This is a genomic window from Paenibacillus donghaensis, from assembly GCF_002192415.1.
GTDB lineage: Bacteria > Bacillota > Bacilli > Paenibacillales > Paenibacillaceae > Paenibacillus_AQ > Paenibacillus_AQ donghaensis.
In genome coordinates this window covers 4221576-4239327 of the sequence record NZ_CP021780.1, presented here as the reverse complement: position 1 = coordinate 4239327, position 17752 = coordinate 4221576, and the positions used below count along the sequence as shown (strand labels likewise).

Sequence of the window (17752 nt, the reverse complement as noted above, 5' to 3'; positions counted from 1 at the left end):
GAACATTAAATAATTCCTATAATGGGATCTATCGGCAATATTCATACTTAGTGGATTGGGATTATGGGCATTATATTTGCAGAGAGAAAAGGGAGCTGAGTCAATGAAAAAAAGTACGTTTTTACTGGCCACATTACTGATTACAAGTTCTTTGCTGCTGTCCGCTTGCGCGGGCAACAATAGCGGCTCGAACGCTTCGTCTACCTCGAACACGGGAGCAGCAACGGCTCCGGCAGACGCAGGTACGGCAACGAATAACGCGGCGGAATCAACTATTGTACCGGCTGGAGCGCTCAGCGAACCCTTTACAGCCACCGATCTGTCGAAACTGCCCGCCGTCGCTCAGAAACGCACGGACACCATTATCGTCGGGCTTACAGACCCGAGCGGTGCGTTTACACCTTATTTTCAGCAGAGCGGGTATGACGGCAATGTCTCCTCACTGCTCTATGCTTCGCTAGTGACTGTAGATGAGAAAGGGGTTCCTGTACCGGAACTGGCGGAGAGCTGGGACGTATCGGACGATCAGCTTACCTACACCTTTCATTTGCGCAAAGCTTTGAAGTTCAGCGACGGCTCCCCGTTAACCGCGGAGGATGTGGCGTTCACCTGGACCATTCAACTCGACAAAGCTTACGACGGAGGCTCTCAACTGCCCACACTGAACGTGCAAGGGGGCACGGCTTATAAAGAAGGGACTGCACAGACAGTTGCGGGCATCAAGGTCATTGATCCGCAGACGATCTCAGCCACACTGGAGAAGCCCAATGCGACTGCGCTCGTGACGCTGGGCTCGAATGTGCTGTCCAAAGCCTACTATGGCAAGGATTACACATTCGGCCAGCTCGAATATATCAAGAAACTGCATGAACACCCGCTGGGTGATGGCCCTTACAAGCTGGAGAAATTCCTTCCCGGACAAGAGGTGCGTTTTGTAGCGAATGAGAACTATTTTAAAGGCAAGCCGAAGACCGAACATTTCATTTATAAAACAACAGAAGGCGATGTATGGCAGTTCGTGGAGACGGGGGAAGTCGACTATGTCTCCTTCAGTGCAACAGAGGAGAATGTCGAGAAGCTGAAAGCGCTGGGGTTCGTGAATATCATTCCGTACACTCCGAGTACGTATGGCTATATGCAGGTCAACCTGAAGCATGAGCAATTGGCGGATAAAAGAGTCCGTCAAGCCATCGTCTATGGACTGGACCGCCAGAGCATTTATGTGGATGCCACGCAAGGCGCCGGCTCCGTTGCGAATATTCCGGCTTCGCCCATTTCCTGGTCCTACACCGAAGAAGGAATCAACCCGTACCAATACGATCCTGAACAAGCCAAGAAACTGCTGGACGAAGCAGGCTGGACAGCTGGTGCTGGCGGAATCCGTGAGAAAGACGGCAAACCGCTAACGATTCATTACTTGGGTTCCAAGAGCAAGAATACGGATATTTTTATCGCTGTGGCCAAAGAGAACTTTGAAGCGCTTGGCATAGATTTTCAACCGGAAGTGTTTGCTGACTTCAACTCGCTGGTCTCGAAGATGGAGAGCGGGGACTATGATCTGGTGTCCTTCTCGACCAGCATGCTGACCGATCCATCGGAAGGACTCATGCAGTTCTTCAACGGGGAAATCACGGATTACGACAATCCTAAATTCTATGAACTTTATGACCAGGCGCTCGCTACCACGGACATTGAACAGCGCAAGAAGATCTATAAAGAACTGTACCAGTTGTTCAACGATGAGCTCCCGCTTATTCCGACCAATTATAAAAAGACAGTATACGCCTATAACGGCCGTATTCAGAACCTCTCGGTCAGTCCGTTCATCGGTCTGGCCGGCAGCCTGCCGAACTGGACGCTGAAGTAAAAAACTCGGCTTCCCCTGGCTATGGGGTCTGTGGACTGCATAGTCAGGGGAGCGCTTTTAAGGAGCAGGAACTTGTCATGAGCACTTACTTAACGAAAAGACTGCTGTACATGTTCATCATTCTATTTGCAGCTTCCTTGCTGATCTTCTGCCTCTATGCCTCCGCGCCCGGCGACTTCATCACCGGAAACATTAAATTAACGGCAGAACGCAAAGCGGAGCTGCGGGAGATCTATGGCTTGAATAAACCGATGCTGGAGCGTTATGGCCTCTGGATGAAGAATGCGCTTCACGGGGATTTCGGAATTTCGCTTGCCCAGCAGAAGCCGGTGCTTCAGCTGTTCAACGAGTATATCTGGAATTCCTTTTTGCTGGCTGCGGTGTCGACTTTCTTGACCTGGGTCATTGCGGTGATTGTGGGCGTAGTTTCAGCTTACCGGCAATACTCCTGGTTCGACACACTGGTGATGGTGGCGGTGTTTGCGGCCATGTCGCTTCCGTCCTTTTTTATCGGCCTGTTCCTGATCAAGATTCTGGCGGTCGATCTGAAGTGGCTCCCTCCGGGAGGGATGATCACCACGGGCAGCAATGCCACTGGAATGGCGTACTTCAAGGAAGTTGTGCAGCATATGACCCTGCCCGTTGTTGTCATGACGCTGCTGGGACTCGGCTCGCTGACCCGTTACTTCCGCAGCAATATGATCGATGTGCTGAAGCAGGATTACATCCGCACCGCAAGGGCCAAAGGCCTGAAGGAACGGAAGGTGCTGTTCACGCATGCCCTGCGCAACGCGCTGCTTCCTGCGATTACGCTCGTCGGCTTCGAGCTTCCGGCATTGTTCGGAGGATCACTGATTATTGAGAAAATCTTCAACTGGCCGGGGATTGGCCAGCTGTACATGCAGTCCTTCGGGCTGAGAGATTACCCGTTATTGATGGGCTTTACCATGTTTATTGCGATTCTGACCGTGATCGGGACGCTGCTGTCGGATATTCTTTACCGCGTAGCAGATCCCCGCGTCCGGTTACAATGAGGAGGGGACTGCATTGGCAATGAATAGTAGTGTCGCTCCGCTTCAGAAGTTGCAGTCACGGTCAGGGAAATCGTCATTGTTCAAACAGTCTGTGCGCAGACTGCTGGGGAACAAATTGGCGGTCTCCGGGTTTGTGGTGGTTATCTTTATGTTTGCACTTTGTTTTGTGGGTCCCTTATTCTCACCGTATACCGATAACAAAATTAATATGGCAATGATGAACAAGGCCCCGGGCCTGAAGCACTGGCTGGGAACCGATGCGCTGGGCAGAGACATTATGACCCGTGTGATGCAGGCGGGCCGGATCTCCCTGACCGTAGGCCTCGCCTCGATGGTACTCTCGGTCTTTATAGGTTCGCTGCTCGGCGCCATTGCCGGGTACTATCGCGGGATCGCGGATCAGATCATTATGCGCCTCGCGGATCTGCTGCTGACCGTGCCGAGCTTACCCCTGTTATTTATATTTGGAGCGTTGCTCTCGGAATGGAAGATCCCGACGGATTACCGGATGTATATCGTCATGCTCATGCTCAGCATTGTCAATTGGCCGGGTCTGGCCCGGATGGTGCGGGGGCAGATGCTCAGTCTGAGGGAGCGGGAGTTCATGCAGGCAACGGTGGTGCTGGGACTGCGCGATTGGCGCAAGTTATGGGTTCATCTGCTGCCCAATATCGTGCCACTCCTGATCGTCATGGCTACGCTGAATATCGGTGGAGCTATCCTCAGCGAGTCGGTGCTAAGCTTCTTTGGATTGGGCGTTATGCCACCCACGCCAACCTGGGGGAACATGATTGATGCCGCGAATAACATGATCGATTTCCAGCAGCGTCCCTGGCTGTGGATTCCGCCGGGACTGTCTATTTTTGCAACAGTAATTGCCATAAATATATTCGGTGACGGCCTCAGAGACGTGCTTGATCCCAAACAGAAGAGGTAGGTGGCCTTCAGCATGAATTCTTTACTGCGCGTAGACGGTCTGAGCACGCACTTCGAAATGGAAGAGGGAAAGGTCAAAGCGGTGGATGACGTGAGCTTCCGGATCAGGGAAGGGGAAACGGTCTGCATTGTCGGTGAATCGGGCTGCGGAAAAAGCGTGACCGCGATGTCCATCATGGGACTTGTTGAAGAGCCTGGCGGCAAGGTAGCTCAGGGAAGCATTGATTTTCAGGGAGAAGATTTATTGCAGCTGGATAAAAATACATTGCGGAGCATTCGCGGCCATGAGATCGCGATGATTTTTCAGGAGCCGATGTCTTCGCTTAATCCGGTTCTCCAAATCGGTGAGCAGATCATGGAGCCGCTGATTGTACATTTGAAGATGAAGAAGCAACAGGCACGGGCCAGGGCCATTGAATTAATTAAGCAGGTCGGCATCTCGCGGCCGGAGCAAATCGTAAGCAGTTATCCGCATGAACTCAGCGGGGGGATGCTGCAGCGCATTATGATTGCCATTGCGATTTCTTGTCAACCGAAGCTGTTGATTGCCGATGAGCCGACCACGGCGCTGGATGTGACCATCCAGGCCCAGATTCTCGATATGCTGCGTGAGATTAAAGAGCATTCGAATATGTCAATTTTGCTGATTACACACGATCTGGGTGTAGTAGCGGAGATGGCAGACTACGTGATTGTGATGTATTCCGGCAAAATCGTGGAGGAAGGCGAAGTGGTCCAGCTGTTCGAGAATCCCCGGCATCCCTATACACAGGGACTCTTGAAATCCAAGCCGGTGATTTATCAGCGGCGGGAGGAGCTGTATTCGATTCCCGGCCAAGTGCCGAACCCGCTTGAGCTTACGCCATCTTGTTATTTTCATGACCGGTGTGAGCATTGCAGGCCCATCTGCCAGAGCAGACAACCGCGTCTGCAAAAAGTGGGCAGTCAGCAGCAAGTGTCCTGCTGGTTGTATGAGGAGGAACCTGATCATGTATGAACCTTTGCTTGAAGTCAATCATCTGAAGAAATACTTTCCGGTTACCAAAGGACTGCTGAACCGCACGGTCGGGCAGGTCAAAGCGGTGGATGATATCAGCATCCGTATTCAGCCCGGGGAGACCTTTGGGCTTGTCGGTGAATCCGGAAGCGGCAAGAGCACGGTCGGAAGAACCATTCTGCGTCTGACCGATAAAACGGCCGGACAAATTAAATTCAAGGGGGTGGACATCCATACCCTGGCACCGGTGGAAATGCGCAAACTCAGGCCGCAAATGCAGCTGATCTTCCAGGACCCCTACAGCTCGCTTAATCCCCGGGTCCGGGTAGGGGATGCCATAGGTGAAGCGCTGCTGGATCATGGATTATGCACCAGGTCAGAGGTGCGGGGGCTGGTGCTGGAAGCGCTGGAGGCCTGCGGGTTATCCACTTATCATATTGACCGTTTCCCGCATGAGTTCTCCGGAGGACAGCGGCAGCGCATCGGCATTGCCCGGGCGCTGATCCTGAATCCCGGATTGATCATTGCCGACGAGCCGGTGTCAGCGCTGGATGTGTCGATTCAAGCCCAGATCATCAACCTGTTCAGCAAGCTCCAACAGAGCAAGGGGCTGACGTATCTGTTCATTTCTCACGACCTGAGTGTGGTGGAACATTTATGTTCAAGAATCGGCGTGATGTATCTGGGTTCGATGATGGAGACCGCTTCCCGGGACGAGCTGTTCAAGCACCCGCTTCATCCGTATACCAAAGCGCTGCTCTCGGCTGTACCCGTTCCGATTCCAAAGCTGAAAAGGGAGAGGATTGTGCTGAGGGGCGATATTCCTAGCCCGGCGAACCCGCCTTCGGGTTGTAAATTTCATACCCGCTGCCCTTTTGCCGAAGAAATCTGCAGGGCCGAAATCCCGCTCTTCCGGGATGCCGGAAGCGAGCATTTTGTTGCCTGCCACCTGGTTTGACAGCCGATTAAGGCATCCTAACAATGGCTGCTGGCATATGCGAATTTATTTTATAATTGGATTTATATTGCACTTGTGCCTATTTTGACTTGTCCTTTGGCCAGTGTTATACTGTTTCCAATGCACGCAAATATGGTTAATTAGAGACTGATTAGAGATACATATCTAATCGGTCTTATCTTTTAATCGCTACTTAGCTTGTGAATTATCACCATAACTTGCGTATGCTTACGAAGTGAGTTTTGCCCGAAGTAATGCAGGTAGTCTAAGCTAACCAAACTTTTAGGAGGAAATGTCATGAATACAACAGTACGTTTGACAGAAAGATCCGGCTCTACTTCTTCACAGCGAAGTAAAGGTTTTGTACCGGTTGTCGTCTACGGTGCAGGTTCAGATACTCAATCCTTTACAGCTGATGCGAAGACCATTAATGAAATTCTGGGCAAAAACCCGCGCGCCATCCTGAAAGTGGAGCTTCCTGGTTCCGGCGCAAAGAACGTTGTGATCCAGGAGGTGCAGCGTCAGCCTTTATCAAGGCAGCTGCTGCATATTGATTTTCAGCAGATTGACATGAAGGCAGAGCTGGATACGAAGGTCGCGTTCCACTTTACCGGCGAAGCTGCAGGCGTGAAGAACGGCGGCGTACAGCAGGTAGAGCTGTATGAGCTGGATATCCGCACGCTGCCGGACAAGCTGACAGTCAAGTTTGATGTGGACATCAGCGGGCTGGAGATCGGCGATCAATTGCTGGTATCCGACCTTCCGAAACATGAGGGCTGGGAAGTGCTTACTCCTGAAGATACTTTGATTGTAAGAATCGCGTCTCCGCTGACGCTTGAAGAGCCAACCGAGGATGCCGCTGAACAACCAGCAGCAACTGCTGCCGAAGAAGACAAGCAGAAAGAATAGAACCGGCTGGAATATGCCTGATATAAGCTTACTTGAACAGGAGCAGACCCTTCCTTGGTGAGGAGCGTCTGCTCCTGTTTTTGAAATACATGAAAGTATAAGTTTGTCGGCATCGGCAACGCGGATTATGGCATACTCCGCGAGCTGGACGATCTGCAGGGACGATACTTGGATAACGCCGCAGTAACGTGAAAGTATACTTTGTACACTATGACCGGCAGGCTCCTGTTTTCCATGGGGGCTGCCGGTTTTTTGCATAGGACCGCTAATCTCAGCAGCCTGGATTCAACGGGCGCGACAGAACAAAGGCAACCCCCTGCCGGAACCGGCCTGATGGATTGCCCTTGTTGAACACTATTGTGGTTATGCAGGGTCAGGAGACCCCGAAATATTCCTTGATTCCGGCCACAATGGCGGCCGCTACCCTATTCTGGAACTCATCTGAGAACAGGATGCCTTCCTCGGTGGCATTGGAGAGGAAGCCAATCTCCATGAGCGTGGCGGGCATGGTTGATCGGGTTAATACCCGGTAGTTGTTATGCTTAACCTTGCGGTCTGTAAAGCCCGTTGCACCCTGAATATGCTTATGCATAACATCAGCCAGCGCTTTGCTGTCCTTGCTGTAATAATAGGTTTCGGTTCCCCGTACATTGGGTTTGCCGGGAGCTTTGTTGGCATGAATGGAGAAGAAGGCATCCGCCCCCAGCTCGTTGGCGATGTCCGCACGTTTGTTTAAGGAAGGGTAAGTATCACCGCTGCGTGTCATTACAACGTTGAAGGCAGGCTCTTTCAGCAGGAGCTGCTCCACCTTCAAGGCCAGGCTAAGGTTAAAGGCCTTCTCCTGTTTCCCTGTGACGCCGATCGCGCCGGGATCACTGTCGCCATGTCCTGCATCAATGACAATGGTCTTCTTCCCGTTGCCAGGATTGACCGGCGGCACTGTGGTTGGCTCAGGGGAGGAGCTGTTCAGATCGACCACAAACAGGCTGGAGCCGCTATCTCCTTCAACGTAGCTGGTGTAGGCGGTGCTGGCAGCAAGCTCAAGTGTCATCAGCACGGTGGAAGCGTCGACATTCGAGACTCCATAATATACACTGCTGACATACGGGTTTCCGGCAACAGCCAGCTGCCCGGATTGCGTGTTGCTATCCCACAGCATCGTTGTGGTGAAGGACGCCGCAAAAGCGGTACGCGGCAGTTCAACCACAATCTGGGGCGGCTCGTTGACGGTATGTATCAGCGGTTGAACATTGCCTTCGAGGGCAATCATCAGGCGGTTATCGCTGAAGCTGAGCCCTTTGACAGCTGTAGTGCCTGCAGCCGGGGTTGGTGTTGCCGCAGCAGGGCTGGCCGTTGGTGCTGGCGTAGCTGTACCGGCAGGCTTGGCTGTAGCTGAAGGTCCCGGGCTTGCGCTTGGGACGGCACTCGGCTGCGGTGCCGGCGTAGCTGACGGCTGCGGGAGATCCGCCGAGGTCAAGCCCACGACCTTGCTGCTGTTGTCCCAGGTCACGCCGACACCCATCGCTTCGCTAATGAACCGCAGCGGCACCAGCGTGGTTCCGTTGCGGTTCAGCGGAGCCGTAGTCAGCGTCTGGCTTGCTCCATCCACCATGGCGGTTGGTTTGCCGATCGTCAGCTCCACACTGCCGATTTCCTTCGGAATGGTTATAGTGCTGTTCTTCTGGTTCCAGATCACGCCCATTCCCAGATTCTCAGCAATGATCCGCAGGGGAACCATTACACTGCCATTGATAATCTCAACCTTGTCCTTCTGCTGCAGAGGGATGGTTTGACCGTCCAGCAGGATCGACGTGCTTGTCTTGACGGCGGCCTTAGCCTGTCCACTATCCGGAAGTAATAAGAACAGAGCCACGAACAGGAGCATAAAACTGAGCCTTTTCAAAGTTTCACCTCATCCATTTCTTGTAGTTATTTGAATGTTTTCGTTCTACATTAGACGCTAATAACTGGAAAAGGTTGCGGAAAAATTTACTAGTTTCTGTCGAATATCAATAGCATCAGGGGGGACGATGGCGCTGCGGGAAGATCAGGTTAAGCTGTTCAAGGATAAGCTGGCAACGATTTCGATGGAATAAACCGGCCTGAGGCAGGCAGATTCTAATGGATGTCACAAAAAGCCGCACTCCGTTGTCTACAGTATTGTATTCAATTTTTTTAGGAGGCGGTTTAGATGAATTTGCGATTGAATTACAGAGTGGTCAATGATCCGGCTTACCAGGCGATGATGGCTATGGAGAAATTTGCAGGCAGCCGCAGCGGCGATAAGGTGCTCTATGAGCTGCTCAAAATAAGGGTGTCACAGATAAACGGCTGCTCCTTCTGTCTGGATATGCACGCAAAGGATCTGCTGAAACTCGGCGATTACAGCGATCATATCCTGCTGCTTAGTGTGTGGCGGGAGGTTCCGCTGTTTACAGAGAAGGAGCGTGCGGTGCTGGAGCTGGCCGAGGCGGTCACTCTGATCTCACAGGAGGGGGTGCCGCAGCCGCTCTATGAGAAGCTCAGAGAGCATGTCAGCGAAGAGGAATATGTGGATCTGATTATCGCCATCAACACCATCAACAGCTGGAACCGGATCGCCATTTCAACGGGGATGTATCCGGGCTGTTTCGAATGAGCAGGCTGGCCATTCAAGAGCAATGAAGGGGGAGCGCGAGGGCATGGGGCTGGAGAAAGATCAAGCCGAGGTGAAGGAGCCGGGCAAAGGACAGAGTGAGATGGAGGAGCTGTACCTGAGCTATAAGGGTTATGCGTTCTCCATAGCCTACCGCCTGCTGGGCGTGGTGGCGGATGCCGAAGATGCGGTGCAGGACAGCTTCATGGAGCTGCAGCGCAGGGGCCTCGGCGGGATTGAGAATCTCAAGGCATATTTAGCCAAAAGCATTACCAACCGCTGCCTGAATCAGCTGCAGTCTGCGCGTTCCCGGCGGGAGACATATATCGGCGAATGGCTTCCTGAGCCGCTTATAGAGGCCTATGATAGCCCGGAAGCCGCTGCGGAGCGCAACGATACGCTTTCTTATGCTTTTTTAGTGCTGCTGGAGCGCTTCACGCCGGTGGAAAGAGCGGTATTTGTCTTGCGGGAGGTGTTCGAATATGATTATGAATCGATTGCCGACATGGTGGACAAATCCGCGGCCGCCTGCCGCCAGATCTTCAGCCGTGCCTCGCGTAATTTCAAGGCGGCCTTTTCAGCGGAGCAAGGAGGGGCTGCGGCCGGACCTTCACGCACTGTGCTGCTGAAGCGGTTCACCGCCGCTTTTGAGGCTTATGATGTTGGCGCCATGCTGGAGCTGCTGGCAGAACAGCCTGTGCTGATAGCGGATGGCGGCGGGCAGGAGGTGCATACGATCCTGCGGCCGATGGCCGGACAGAGAGGCGTGCTGGCTCTGCTTACTTCGCACCGGGTGCTGCGTGAGCTGAGAAGCTGGCAGTCCGAGATTGTCCGGATCAATGGCGAACCCAATCTCCTGTTCAGGCAGGACGGCGAGGTTGCCGGGATGCTGTGCCTGGAGTTCACCGGAGACAAGATCCAGCAGCTGTATCTGATCGTTGAGCCCGATAAGCTGAGAACCTTCGGCTGAAACTCTACAAGTGGCTGCTACTCGAAAACCCGCTAAAAAGAAAATAAGCAGCGATTCTCCAGTTATTGGAGAACCGCTGCTTTATTTTTTGGAAATATAAGAAACCCCTAGTTCTTGAAGCTGTGGATCGGGGCCGGAATCCGTCCGCCGCGGTTGACGAAGCCCGCGCAGCTGAAAGGATTGACCGCCATGACGGGTGCATAACCCAGCAGTCCGCCGAATTCGACCATCTCGCCGACTTCTTTGCCGATTACCGGAATCAGGCGCACGGCGGTCGTCTTGTTGTTGACCATGCCAATGGCCGCCTCATCGGCGATGATGCCGGCAATGGTCTCCTTGGAGGTGCTGCCCGGAATCGCGATCATATCAAGGCCGACGGAGCAGACACAGGTCATCGCTTCCAGCTTCTCCAGCGTCAGCGCGCCGCGCTGAACGGCCTGGATCATACCGTGGTCTTCACTGACCGGAATGAAAGCCCCGCTAAGTCCGCCGACGTAGGAGGAAGCCATCACACCGCCTTTTTTGACGTTGTCATTGAGGATGGCGAGTGCGGCTGTCGTGCCGGGCGCTCCGGCTTCCTCCAGTCCCATCACCTGGAAGATCTCGGCGATCGAATCTCCGATCAGCGGCGTAGGCGCAAGCGAGAGGTCGATAATTCCGAAGGGCACGCCCATCCGTTTGGAGGCTTCCTGCGCAACCAGCTGTCCAACCCGGGTTACCTTGAAGGCGGTCCGCTTGATCGTCTCGCAGAGTGTTTCGAAGTCCTGGCCCCTTACCTCTTCCAGTGCCCGCTTGATTACGCCGGGTCCGCTGACACCGACATTAATGACGCATTCGCGTTCGCCGACCCCGTGAAAGGCCCCGGCCATAAACGGGTTATCCTCCACAGCATTGCAGAATACCACCAGCTTGGCGCAGCCAATGGAATCCCTGTCCTTGGTGCGTTCGGCGGTCTGAATAATGATATCGCCCATCAGCTTGACAGCATCCATATTAATCCCGTTTCGGGAAGAGCCTACATTCACAGAGGCGCAGACTCTTTCCGTAACGGCCAGTGCTTCCGGGATGCTGTCGATCAGAATCCGGTCTCCGGTAGTGCAGCCTTTCTGCACTAGGGCTGAGAAGCCGCCGATAAAGTTGACGCCGACCTCCTTCGCGGCCCGGTCCAGCGCTTCCGCCACGGGCACATAGCTGTCTGTCTTCACGGCACCCGCAGCAATTGAGATCGGAGTCACGGAGATCCGTTTGTTGACGATCGGCACGCCGAACTGGCGCTCCAGATCTTCCCCTGTTTTGACCAGCTTTTCGGCCGAACGGGTGATCTTGTCATAGACATTGCGGTTGAAGGTTGCCATATCCGGGTGGGCACAGTCCATCAGGCTGATCCCCATCGTAATGGTGCGCACATCCAGATTCATCTCGCGGATCATTTTATTCGTTTCCTGTACTTCCACCAATGAAATCATCTTTATCCCCCTAAAAATGTAGCTTAAATTGTCAGATCCGGTGCATAATATTGAAGATGTCCTCGTGCTGAAGCTTGATCTCTACACCAATCTCTTCCCCAACCTGCTTCAGATCCTCGACAATATCTTCGAAGGAGCCGGTCGGCGCGGAAATATCCACGATCATCATCATGTTAAAATAGTCCTGTACAATCGTCTGTGAAATATCAAGAATATTCAGATTGTGCTCGGCCAGGTAGGTACACACTTTGGCGATAATTCCTACTTTGTCTTTTCCCAGTACCGTAATAATCCCTTTCAATGAAACAGCCTCCCTGTGTTTGATAAGTATGGTCCAGCCAAGGTTCGACACGATTCGGAAGAACACTTTCAACCATTATGGCAAATGATCTAACAAGCTTCAATTACATTTTTGATGTAATGTCTACTTTTAAGTAGAATATAAGGAGTACATAGGTCTAGAACAGACTGTGTTGTGTAAGATTAACTTAAGAACTGTAATAAAGATTGTAAGGAGCATCTATGTCAACTCAAAAATATAAAGATCTGGTAGAACAGCGCACCAAGCAAACGTTGCAGGAATGGACCGAGCAGCCGCATATAACGGAAAAAGAAATTTATCGCTTTTTGCACAATCTGAAAGGTACCGCCGGAACCGTCGGGATGAAAGAGGTAGAGGAACTGGCGGAGACCACGCTGCCGTATTTCTCTGATGACAGCATCAGAACCTGGCGTGTGGAGGAATGGGGCGAATATTTGTATCCATTTATCCCCGTCTTCAGTGCTGCTCCGTCTGCATTGGCTGTAAAGGGGCCTGTCGCTTCATTGGAACAGGACACGCTATACGGCGAGCAGCAGCAGAATGAAATCCTGATCATCGATGATGATGTGGAACTGGTGGCCTACCTGAAGGAGTCGCTGGAACGGCAGTCCTATTATGTCAGCATTGCCTTGTCGGCGGAACGGGGCCTGCGTTTCTTCTATGAGAGCAAGCCGGATCTGATCCTGCTGGATTTAAAGCTTCCCGACCAGAGCGGGATGGAGGTGCTGAACCAGATTATCGGCAAGGCCAAAAAAGAACGGATTCCGATCATTATTATCAGTGCTGAACAATCCAAAGAGATTGTGATGGAAGCTTATGCGCTGGGTGTGATGGATTTTGTGACCAAGCCGATGGATATGGACTTGTTCATAGTGCTGATCGGCAACCGTTTCGAGATGAAACGGGAATGGCAGGAAGCGATTATTATCGATGAACTGACCGGTGCCTTCAATCGCAAGCATTTCAACCAGACCATCAAGCAGCTGATATCGGACTTCAGACGTACCTCACGGATATTCTCGCTGGCCCTGATTGATCTCGACCATTTCAAAAAAGTGAATGACACTTACGGCCATCTGTCTGGGGATGAGGTGCTGCAGGCGTTTGCGCTGCATGTCCAGGAGTCGATCCGCGTTGAGGATGTGTTCTGCCGCTTCGGCGGCGAGGAGTTTGCCCTATTCCTGCCCAACACGGATGCCGCTTCGGCGCAGGTGGTCATCCGGCGCATTCAGGAGACCTTCTCAGCCAAAGAATTTAAGGGCAAGAATGAAGCCTTTCATGTAACCTTCTCCTGCGGCATATCAGAGGTAACCAAATCAGAGAATGAAGCCGATAAACTGGTGGAGGAAGCGGATCAGGCATTGTACGCCAGCAAGCATGCCGGTAGGAACCAGACGCAGCTGTTCACCGAGCTGTTGACCGAAAGTTTGTCCGGCGCGGTGTTGAATGTGATCATTGTGGACGACGATATTCTGATCCGTACGATCGTTACGCATCATTTCTCAGGCTGGAAGCCGGCCAATATCTCGCATATCCGCATCAACAGCTTCGGGAATGCCCAGGAGTTCTTGGATTCCGGCTGGTATTCTCCTGAGGAGAAATATATTATTCTGCTGGATGGCGTCATGCCTGACTTGGACGGAGTAGAGGTACTGGAGCGCATTCGCGGCGCTTATCCGGAGGTGAATGTCCTGGTAATTATGCTGACAGGCAGAAACAACCAAGCGGATATCGTTCACGCGCTGCAGATGGGGGCGGATGATTATGTGATCAAACCGTTCCACATGCCGGAGCTGCTGTCACGGATTGAGCGGCTGGCCCACAGATTCCTGTTCTGAGCGGTTCCCTGAATTGCAACCTATGAATAAACAGCAAGGGGAGTAAACATGAAAAAAGTAATGGTAGTGGATGATGAGGAAGTGCTTAGAATGTTAATCTCCGATACGCTGGAGGATCTGGAAGGTGTGGAAATCCATACGGCCGACAACGGCGTGGAAGCGCTGGCCAAGCTGTCGGCAGCTTCTTATGATCTGGTCATTCTGGATTATATGATGCCGGAAATGACAGGCATTGAGGTGCTCAATCAGCTGGACGGGGAAGTGAAGCAGGCCACCCCTATTCTGATGCTGACGGCCAAGGCGCAGGAAGTGGACCGCAACCGGGCTAAAGAGGCGGGAGCACGTTACTTTATGCCCAAGCCGTTCAGTCCGATGGAGTTGCTGCAGATCGTGGAGGGAATACTAAGTGATATCTGAACCTTCCCGCGCGCGCGGGCGCATATTAAGTCGGCCTTCCAGCATCAGAACAAGATATTACCGCATTATTTTCAGCGTCTTTAGCTTGTTTATCCTGTCGGGGGTAACCTTCTTTATTTATATCCATATGGAGCAGGATGGCTTAAGCCGGGACCGGGAAGTGCTGCAGCATAAAGCGGATACGATCAATCAGCTGGCTACAACCTTGAAAGATGTATTCTTCCGGGCAAGGGGCTACTCGCTGCTGAAGAGCCAGAACGAGCTGAAGCTGCTTAACGAGAAGCTGCTGGAGCTGAACCGTGTGCTGGAGGTATTCTCTGCCCTGAAGCTGTCAGCGGAGGAAGTGAGATTCAGGGATGAGCTGAACAGCTTCTGTATCCGCTACAAAAATGAGGTGCTGCCCCAGGCGATTGCCTTGGCTAACGCGGATGATTATGAAGGCATAAGAGCTTTGTCCCAGGACGGCAGCACCCAGTCGGTTAATGAATTCCTGCTCTATACCAATGAATACAAGCAGCGGGCAGACAACGCCCTTAGCGAGCTGACCCTGAAGGCCCGTAAGCAGTCTAATCAGTTCAACCTCTATGCCTTCCTGTTCAGCACAGTGGTGCTGCTGCTGTTCACGCTGATGATCTGGCGGATTCTGAAGAATCTGATTGAACCGATTGTGCGGCTGGAGGGCGCGGCCCATTCGCTGGCTGCCGGCGAAGAGCTGCTGCTCGGCAAGCTGGAGAGCGGCGATGAGATCGGGCGGCTGCACGGGGCTTTTCTGAATATGGCCCACAGCATCCAGGATAAGGAAGAGGAGCTGATGATGCAGAACGAGGAGTTGTATGCCCAGCAGAATGAGCTGCAGGACCAGCAGCATAAGCTGGAGCGCTCGCTGACCGAGATCGAGAGCATGATGAAGGCACTGGACCAATCCTCGGCCGTCGGGATTCTCAACTGCAAAGGGGTGTTCACCTACGCGAACGATAATCTCGGCCGGTATACGCTTTACAGTAAAGAAGAGATTGTGGGTTCTACCTTCCGGTTGTTTGACCTGAATAACATAACTGAACCCCAACTGCAGCATATTCTGGGCAAGCTGGGCGCAGGAGGGGTATGGACGAGCGAGGTGGATGTAACAAGCAAGACTGGAACTGTGCTCTGGCTGAATATCACCGTGATGCCTTATCTGAACGATGAGGGCAGAATTTATCAATATATCCTGATTGCGAATGATATTACCTCGCTCAAAAGCGTGCAGCAGGAGCTGGCGGAAACACTCCAAAACACCGAGCAGACCAAAGTGATGCTGGAGCTTAACAACCAGCTCAACCACGACATCACATACACCCTGGACAAGCAGGAATTTGCCGACAAGTTTATATTTTTCATGAACCGGTTGTATTCCTTCGATTCCAGTTTCTTCCTGCTGGTTAAGGACCAAATCACAGCGTTTAAGGGAATAGCTCAGGAGAACATGGACCGTTACCTGGGGGAGCAGGGCGAAAGCATGCTGTATCGGCTGCAGAGTGAGAAGTCCTACCTGATCAAACGGGAGGCATCGCTGGCAGAGCGGGGAATCTCCTCGAGCGAGTTGTTTTGTTACGATTTCTATACCACGGTGGTGAATGCGGACGGCGAGATTCTGGCTGTGTTCTGCGGAAGCCGTATCGGGCACAGCTTCAGCGATGAGGAGACCAATGAAATTCAGGGTCTGATGAACCGGGTGGCGCTTGCGATTGAACGTCTGTCTATGTACGAGGAAATTGAATATGGCCGCAAGCTGAACCGTGATATTGTCGACAATATCAACGAAGGCATTCAATTTGTGCACACGGATGGTACGATGCTGCATGTGAACCGGGCGCTCAGCCAGATTTTTGATTACCATGACTCGGCGGAAGGCACCCTCATTCCTAAGGAGCTGTGGAAAGAGCATTTCGTCACCACCTCGAACGAATCGGACCAGCTGCGGGCCTTCTTCCAGCAGGCGATGTCGCCGGAGAATGTAGAATCCAGCAGCATGCAGTATTCCATAGGCAAGGAGCAGCTGAAGCATATTGATGTGTATGCGATTCCTGTCTTCCGCCAGTCCCGGATCGGCACCTTGTTCGTACACCGCGACATTACCAGGGAATATGAGCTGGACCTGATGAAATCGGAGCTGGTGAGCACGGTCAGCCACGAGCTGCGGACTCCGCTGTCCAGTGTGCTGGGATTCACGGAGCTGCTGCTATCCAAAACCATGAAACCCGAGAAGCAGCTAAAGTACCTGGAGACGATTCATAAAGAGGCCAAGCGGCTTACTGACCTGATCAATGATTTCCTCGATCTGCAGCGGATGGAATCGGGCAAGCAGCAATATATCACTGAGCGGATTAACCTTAGCGAAATTGTGCTGGGAGTCATCGATCAATATAAACTGAGCGATACCCATCATGTGCTGCTGGTGGATGAGGCCCATAACTCTGAGGTAGAGGCGGACAAGGATAAAATCATTCAGGTGCTGACCAATCTGCTCAGCAACGCGATCAAATTCTCACCTAACAGCCAGGAAATCAAGGTGCTGCTGCACAATGAGCCAGACCGGATCGTGGTGAGGATTCAGGATCAGGGGCTGGGCATTCCGAAGGATCAGATTGGCCAGCTATTCCAGAAGTTCCGGCGCGTAGACAACAGCGCCTCCAAAAAAATCGGCGGCACCGGGCTGGGGCTGGCGATCTGCAAGGAAATTATCGAGAAGCAGAAGGGTTCCATCGGCATTGAGTCGGCGGAAGGAGAAGGAACTACCGTCTGGTTCAGTCTGCCGATTCACCGCAGTGCGTCCAGCCGCCATGAAGAGGAATGGAGCAGATGGGGCGCGGATAAGGAAGCCAAGCCCAATGTGATGATTGTGGAGGATGACTACAGCCTGTCGCTGCTGCTCTCGGAGGAGTTGAAGGCCAAAGGCTTCCGGGTAACCCACCACTATCATCCGACACAGGCGTTCGATCAGGCGCTCAAAACGCCATTTGTGGCGATTGTCGTTGATCTGATGCTGGGCGAGGATCTGGATGGCTGGGATCTGATCCGGATGCTGAAAGCTGATCCGAGAACGGAGAAGCTGCCGATTGTGATCTCTTCAGCTCTGGACCAATCGCTGAAGAATCAGATGAATGATACCGTCGAGAAATATCTCACGAAGCCTTATCCGCCGGGAGAGCTGTCCAACACGCTGGAGAAAATTGTGAGAGTCAACAATGCAGCGGGAACAGTGTTGTTCCCGGAGAGCGGAGATGCCGGGGAACCGGAGCGTAATTAGAAATCCCTCCCATTTTATGAATTAGCCGAGAACACTCGTGACTTTAGTCGTGAGATGAATGGGCTTCGGACAAGGCGTATCTTTAGATACGCCTTGTCCGACAGGTGTTTCTTG

At 52.6% G+C, this 17752-nt stretch carries 14 protein-coding genes and 1 pseudogene; 12 read left to right on the top strand and 3 right to left on the bottom strand.

Translation table 11 applies throughout. The annotated features are described in order from the left end of the window. Positions 1 to 103 precede the first annotated feature (103 nt). The 7 genes and pseudogenes from B9T62_RS19555 to B9T62_RS41830 all read left to right on the top strand — a co-directional run. On the top strand, positions 104 to 1867 hold the full coding sequence (locus B9T62_RS19555) for an ABC transporter substrate-binding protein (protein ID WP_087916821.1): 1764 nt from the start codon (positions 104 to 106) through the stop codon (positions 1865 to 1867). A 77-nt stretch (positions 1868 to 1944) separates the two neighbouring features. Continuing rightward, the gene (locus tag B9T62_RS19550; protein WP_087916820.1) at positions 1945 to 2901 is read left to right on the top strand and encodes an ABC transporter permease; all 957 of its coding nucleotides are present in this window, start codon (positions 1945 to 1947) and stop codon (positions 2899 to 2901) included. Between the two features lie 19 nt (positions 2902 to 2920). Further along, a complete protein-coding gene (locus B9T62_RS19545; RefSeq protein WP_087920332.1) occupies positions 2921 to 3838 on the top strand; it encodes an ABC transporter permease in 918 nt (305 codons plus the stop codon). 12 nt (positions 3839 to 3850) lie between these two features. Then, positions 3851 to 4834: an ABC transporter ATP-binding protein gene (locus B9T62_RS19540; RefSeq protein ID WP_087916819.1), complete on the top strand. Its 984-nt coding sequence runs from the start codon at positions 3851 to 3853 to the stop codon at positions 4832 to 4834. Beyond that, the gene (locus B9T62_RS19535) at positions 4827 to 5792 is read left to right on the top strand and encodes an ABC transporter ATP-binding protein (protein ID WP_087916818.1); all 966 of its coding nucleotides are present in this window, start codon (positions 4827 to 4829) and stop codon (positions 5790 to 5792) included. The genes B9T62_RS19540 and B9T62_RS19535 overlap by 8 nt, the downstream gene beginning before the upstream one ends. A gap of 297 nt (positions 5793 to 6089) precedes the next feature. Beyond that, positions 6090 to 6701, top strand: coding sequence for a 50S ribosomal protein L25 (locus B9T62_RS19530; protein WP_087916817.1), 612 nt, complete (start codon positions 6090 to 6092; stop codon positions 6699 to 6701). 108 nt (positions 6702 to 6809) lie between these two features. Beyond that, positions 6810 to 6893 (top strand): annotated as a pseudogene (locus B9T62_RS41830) (hypothetical protein); the annotation flags it as partial. A gap of 181 nt (positions 6894 to 7074) precedes the next feature. Here the strand turns inward: B9T62_RS41830 and B9T62_RS19520 are convergent. Further along, positions 7075 to 8604, bottom strand: a complete 1530-nt coding sequence (locus B9T62_RS19520; RefSeq protein ID WP_157793932.1) for an N-acetylmuramoyl-L-alanine amidase — start codon at positions 8602 to 8604, stop codon at positions 7075 to 7077. Positions 8605 to 8892: 288 nt separating this feature from the next. On the opposite strand from B9T62_RS19520, the gene B9T62_RS19515 reads away from it, so the two are divergent. Both B9T62_RS19515 and B9T62_RS19510 read left to right on the top strand, forming a co-directional pair. Continuing rightward, positions 8893 to 9339, top strand: a complete 447-nt coding sequence (locus tag B9T62_RS19515) for a carboxymuconolactone decarboxylase family protein (protein WP_087916815.1) — start codon at positions 8893 to 8895, stop codon at positions 9337 to 9339. 43 nt (positions 9340 to 9382) lie between these two features. After that, positions 9383 to 10306, top strand: coding sequence for a sigma-70 family RNA polymerase sigma factor (locus tag B9T62_RS19510; protein ID WP_245864501.1), 924 nt, complete (start codon positions 9383 to 9385; stop codon positions 10304 to 10306). Between the two features lie 107 nt (positions 10307 to 10413). Here the strand turns inward: B9T62_RS19510 and B9T62_RS19505 are convergent, their stop codons facing one another. Both B9T62_RS19505 and B9T62_RS19500 read right to left on the bottom strand, forming a co-directional pair. Then, positions 10414 to 11769 carry a PFL family protein gene (locus B9T62_RS19505; RefSeq protein ID WP_245864633.1) on the bottom strand — a complete coding sequence of 452 codons (1356 nt, stop codon included), beginning with the start codon at positions 11767 to 11769 and terminating at the stop codon, positions 10414 to 10416. A 34-nt stretch (positions 11770 to 11803) separates the two neighbouring features. Next, a complete protein-coding gene (locus B9T62_RS19500) occupies positions 11804 to 12073 on the bottom strand; it encodes an ACT domain-containing protein (protein WP_087916812.1) in 270 nt (89 codons plus the stop codon). 221 nt (positions 12074 to 12294) lie between these two features. Here B9T62_RS19500 and B9T62_RS19495 point away from each other — a divergent pair, with 221 nt between their 5' ends. The 3 genes from B9T62_RS19495 to B9T62_RS19485 are packed head-to-tail and all read left to right on the top strand — an operon-like array spanning position 12295 to position 17638. Beyond that, positions 12295 to 13932, top strand: coding sequence for a GGDEF domain-containing response regulator (locus tag B9T62_RS19495; RefSeq protein WP_087916811.1), 1638 nt, complete (start codon positions 12295 to 12297; stop codon positions 13930 to 13932). Positions 13933 to 13980: 48 nt separating this feature from the next. Beyond that, a complete protein-coding gene (locus B9T62_RS19490) occupies positions 13981 to 14349 on the top strand; it encodes a response regulator transcription factor (RefSeq protein ID WP_087916810.1) in 369 nt (122 codons plus the stop codon). Then, positions 14339 to 17638, top strand: coding sequence for an ATP-binding protein (locus B9T62_RS19485; RefSeq protein ID WP_087916809.1), 3300 nt, complete (start codon positions 14339 to 14341; stop codon positions 17636 to 17638). Before B9T62_RS19490 ends, B9T62_RS19485 begins: the two co-directional genes overlap by 11 nt. Positions 17639 to 17752: the final 114 nt, after the last annotated feature.

Excerpts from the sequence above, each read along its gene's own strand:
- B9T62_RS19555 (WP_087916821.1), top strand. The coding sequence starts at position 104 with ATGAAAAAAAGTACGTTTTTACTGGCCACATTACTGATTACAAGTTCT.
- B9T62_RS19550 (WP_087916820.1), top strand. The coding sequence starts at position 1,945 with ATGAGCACTTACTTAACGAAAAGACTGCTGTACATGTTCATCATTCTA.
- B9T62_RS19545 (WP_087920332.1), top strand. The coding sequence starts at position 2,921 with ATGAATAGTAGTGTCGCTCCGCTTCAGAAGTTGCAGTCACGGTCAGGG.
- B9T62_RS19540 (WP_087916819.1), top strand. The coding sequence starts at position 3,851 with ATGAATTCTTTACTGCGCGTAGACGGTCTGAGCACGCACTTCGAAATG.
- B9T62_RS19535 (WP_087916818.1), top strand. The coding sequence starts at position 4,827 with ATGTATGAACCTTTGCTTGAAGTCAATCATCTGAAGAAATACTTTCCG.
- B9T62_RS19530 (WP_087916817.1), top strand. The coding sequence starts at position 6,090 with ATGAATACAACAGTACGTTTGACAGAAAGATCCGGCTCTACTTCTTCA.
- B9T62_RS19515 (WP_087916815.1), top strand. The coding sequence starts at position 8,893 with ATGAATTTGCGATTGAATTACAGAGTGGTCAATGATCCGGCTTACCAG.
- B9T62_RS19510 (WP_245864501.1), top strand. The coding sequence starts at position 9,383 with ATGGGGCTGGAGAAAGATCAAGCCGAGGTGAAGGAGCCGGGCAAAGGA.
- B9T62_RS19495 (WP_087916811.1), top strand. The coding sequence starts at position 12,295 with ATGTCAACTCAAAAATATAAAGATCTGGTAGAACAGCGCACCAAGCAA.
- B9T62_RS19490 (WP_087916810.1), top strand. The coding sequence starts at position 13,981 with ATGAAAAAAGTAATGGTAGTGGATGATGAGGAAGTGCTTAGAATGTTA.